The organism is Bacillus cereus group sp. MYBK79-1 (assembly GCF_051915365.1).
Lineage (GTDB): Bacteria > Bacillota > Bacilli > Bacillales > Bacillaceae_G > Bacillus_A.
The window spans coordinates 1-4078 of the sequence record NZ_JBQAEO010000033.1; the positions used below are offsets into that span (position 1 = coordinate 1).

Below are 4078 nucleotides of genomic sequence, written 5' to 3' on the forward strand. Positions count from 1 at the left end.
ATGATGGCAGAGAGGTCACACCCGTTCCCATACCGAACACGGAAGTTAAGCTCTCTAGCGCCGATGGTAGTTGGGACCTTGTCCCTGTGAGAGTAGGACGTCGCCAAGCAAGCTTAAGACGAGTCAGAATGACTCGTCTTTTTTGTGTTTAATGAAATAATCTTGTAATTAATGTTTGGCTCTATGAGTACGTTTATCTAGCAAGAAATAGCTTTATTTTATTATAATTTCACATCTAAATAGCACATACCTTCAGAAAAATATGGCCAAGTTTGTTAGAACGTCTATTCGTTAACAAGAATATATACAAGGAATTGCCCTCTGTAGTCTGCTCACACCTTCTTTTATTTCTTCAGTCGTTAAATGTCCATACCCTATAATAATTCGATTATGATGTTTTCCTTTTTTAATGGCGTGCTCTTCTACAGGATATACTTTCACTCCGAGTTGTTGGATTTCCTCAAGTAATTCTTTTGTGAATTGAACTTGATTGAATTCAACAATCAGGTGTAATCCTGTAGAATAACCGGAAATATTGATCTTATTTGAAAATGCTAATTTTAATTGCTGGATAAGGAAGTCTCTTCGAGTTTTATAGATTTTTTTCATCTTCATAATATGTCGTTCCAAATAATCTTCGGCAATAAATTTAGCAAGGACAAGCTGATTTAAAGAAGGTGTATGTAAATCTGAAAACCATTTTACCCTGCGACATTTTTCAATAAGGTGTGAGGGAAGAACTAAGTATCCCATCCTAAGGGCCGGGGATAAAATTTTACTAAATGAACCTATATATATAACACGCTCGGGATCCAATCCCTGTAATGAACTCACAGGTGAACCTTCATATCGAAACTCACTGTCATAATCATCTTCAATGAGATAACAATTTGTTTTCCTTGAGTAGTTAATCAATTGAACCCGTCGTTGAATCGGTAATGCTCCTCCTAAAGGAAACTGATGAGAAGGAGTAGTGAAGATGAATTTTGGATTTTTATTTGCAGGCAGCAAAGATGTATCCATCCCATTATCATCAACTGGTATAGGATAAAGGAAGGCTCCTGAATTTTTAAAAATTATTTGAATGTCATTGGTGATTGGATCTTCTATTAGTACTTCGTCGCCTGTTGACAAAAGTAACTTAGAAACAAGTGTTAAAGCTTGAGCTGCACCGGAGGTAATTACCAATTGTTCTGGATGACAAAAAACTCCTCTTGTTTTTAGTAAATAGTGTGATAAAACCTTTCTTAATTCTGGACGCCCTTCGGGGATATCGTATCCAAACGTAGAAGGAGGTGTCTCGTTCCATATGTTGTGAGACAATTTTGCCCAGCTCTTACGTGGAAATAAGTCTAATGCTGGTATCCCTGAACGAAAATTAATGATGTTACTGTCCTTGTTTGCTTCTTCGCACCAAGATAAAGAATCAATTAGAGTTGATTTTTTACGTTGTTCTAAATAAGTCCCTTCTGCAATGAATGTCCCGGCTCCCTGTCGAGCGACCAAAAAACCTTCGGAAAATAATTGATCATACGCTTCTAAAATTACATTTCTAGACACGCTTAACTCAGAAGATAATTCTCGTGTTGAGGGTAGTTTTTCTCCGGATTTTAGCTCTCCGTTTAATATTCGTTCACGTATTTGGTGATAGACCTGTCGAATTAAACTTATATCTAATGATCGATCAATAGGTATCCAAAGCATATAAATGCTCTCTTCATCAAAATTGGTACCATAAAAGTTTAGCTAAAATGGTACTAATACGAACCATTTTAGCATGCTATAGTTGGATCAAATCGTTCTAAAGGAGATGAAAATGTGATGACTAAACTAGAATTACAAGTAGCTCAGGCATTTAAATCGATTGCACGAAATGAACATATAAAATCCTATGTACAACAATCCCCTGAACTCTATGCGCTAGTATTGCAAGCTGCGAAACGCTTTGTCACCGGAGAAACGAGACAGGAGGGGATTGTAACAGCAAAAGAACTAATTACAAAAGGTTATCATACTTCACTAGAATATATAGGGGAAAACATTCTAGATATAGAGGAATGCTATAAAGAAAAAAATGAGTTTTGGAATCTTATTGGTGACATGGGTGCTCTATCTATGAAACAAACAGTATCACTCGATTTATCGCATATTGGATTATCTATAGATCCAGAAATATCTTATCTTCATTTAATGGAGTTGGCAGAGAAGGCCGAAGTACACGGAACTAGCCTTATGATAAGTATGGAAGAATCATCTAAAACAGCGGATATTCTTTCTATCTATAAAAAAACAACTGAGCAATATCCTAATGTAGGGATAACGATTCAGGCACATTTATATCGTTCGAACAATGATATTCAAGAACTCCTACATTACCCAGGGAAAATAAGAGTTGTAAAAGGTGCCTACCAAGAAGCTTCAGATATTGCTATGTCTAGGTCAACTGATTTAAATCAACAGTATCTTCAGATTGTAGAACAACTAATTGAAAATAATCATCCTGTATATATAGCTACACACGATGAAATTCTTATTAAAGAGATGGAGCAACGTCAATATTTTAGTCAATCTAATGTAGAAATAGAAATGCTATATGGAATTCGTCCGGATATGTTAAGTGATTTGAAAAACAAGGGACATAACGCTAGAGTATATTTGACTTATGGGAAAGAGTGGTACTTGTATTTATGTCATCGGATAGCTGAACATCCAGAAAATCTATATCATGCAGTGACAGATATGATATATCCATCTTCAGCACAGCAGAGTAGGGAATATTAAATAGACATTTAATCTTAAATGTAAAAATTATTTTGGTTATGGCCGAATATATAAAGAGGCGGATTTTCCTTAGAGTAGAAATTCCGGCTCTTTTTATATTGAAACTTTTTAGTTTATATTTGCGTTAAATACGTACAGGACTTCTATAGGTGTTGAAAAGAGTATGATTTATAATTGTGCAGCCAAAGTATACATTGTTGCAGAACTTGTTTTTGTGAGTGTTTTATATGTATTGGTTTCTTATTGTTGTGTATTCTTAGGTTTGTAGCTAGAAATAAATGAATTTGTGATTCTATATGTATTTCAAAACGAGGGCTACATAATAGAAACAATAAAATTACATGCTTTGTTAGTAACTCGATTCGCTCTTCTAGTGTTAAAACGCAACTAATAGGTATAGGATAAACATTATTAAATGTGATAAAACATCAAAAGAACAAACGTTCCTATCCGGTGTGTTGGGTACACTCGATCAATTGAGGTACGTATTTTTAATCGAGTATAGTTTAGTTGTGTATCTTAAATGTTTGTTAAGAGTATATAAAATTATTACGGCTAGGCCATATGGAAATGGATGCTGCTAAAGATGAAAGAGATATAAGTCTGTTATTTCAGTGACATAGGGATAGTTAGTAAATGTATTAGTGTGTTTCTATTTATTTACGAGTGAACAGGTCAGTAACGATTACTTCATATAAGGGGAACTCTATAACTAGAGTAGTATATAAGAATTACTGTATCGTTGTCTGTTATAAAAATACGTATACCTTCAATCGTTTCTAATAGAGTGCTTAATGAGTAAAGAGGTATTAGGGAGTGTGATAATTTTCAAACTACATATTAGTATTTATTAAAATAAGGTTGTTAGTTTCGCTGGTGAAAAACTTACATGCAAATTAAGTCTAGTGTATAAGTAAACTTGAATGTATTTTGGAAGAAGAAATGAAAGTAAAGTAGAAGAGGCTTTGCTGATAATACAATCTTTATAGGCTCTTTTCTAGATTAGAGAGTGTAAAAACATTAACTTGAATATATTTATAAAAAGGTATTGACGATTGTAGGTTAGAGGTGTAATATAGAACAAGTCGCCGATGCAATAACGCAGAACGCGGCAAACGAAATAAAAAACTTAGTTGACATTAACTAACGAAGATGTTAACATAAGGAAGTCGCAAATGAGCGACCGAGTAGTTCTTTGAAAACTGAACGAAACAAACAACGTGAAACGTCAATTTTTATTTTTAGATGCTAGACAAACTAACTTTATTGGAGAGTTTGATCCTGGCTCAGGATGAAC

2 protein-coding genes, 1 rRNA gene and 1 pseudogene are annotated in these 4078 nt (G+C 34.3%); 2 read left to right on the top strand and 2 right to left on the bottom strand.

Going from position 1 to position 4078, the window contains the following annotated elements; translation table 11 throughout:
- Positions 1-109: ribosomal RNA gene (gene rrf, locus ACTFOB_RS26215) — 5S ribosomal RNA — on the top strand; the annotation flags it as partial.
- A 182-nt stretch (positions 110-291) separates the two neighbouring features.
- On the opposite strand, the gene pdxR is transcribed toward rrf, so the two are convergent.
- Positions 292-1704 carry a MocR-like pyridoxine biosynthesis transcription factor PdxR gene (pdxR, locus tag ACTFOB_RS26220; RefSeq protein ID WP_440030121.1) on the bottom strand — a complete coding sequence of 471 codons (1413 nt, stop codon included), beginning with the start codon at positions 1702-1704 and terminating at the stop codon, positions 292-294.
- A 117-nt stretch (positions 1705-1821) separates the two neighbouring features.
- Here pdxR and ACTFOB_RS26225 point away from each other — a divergent pair, with 117 nt between their 5' ends.
- Entirely contained in the window at positions 1822-2781 is a 960-nt protein-coding gene (locus ACTFOB_RS26225; RefSeq protein ID WP_440030123.1) for a proline dehydrogenase family protein, read from the top strand.
- 615 nt (positions 2782-3396) lie between these two features.
- On the opposite strand, the pseudogene ACTFOB_RS26230 reads toward ACTFOB_RS26225, so the two are convergent.
- A pseudogene (locus tag ACTFOB_RS26230) lies at positions 3397-3509 on the bottom strand (ABC transporter permease); the annotation flags it as partial.
- Between the last annotated feature and the right edge of the window lie 569 nt (positions 3510-4078).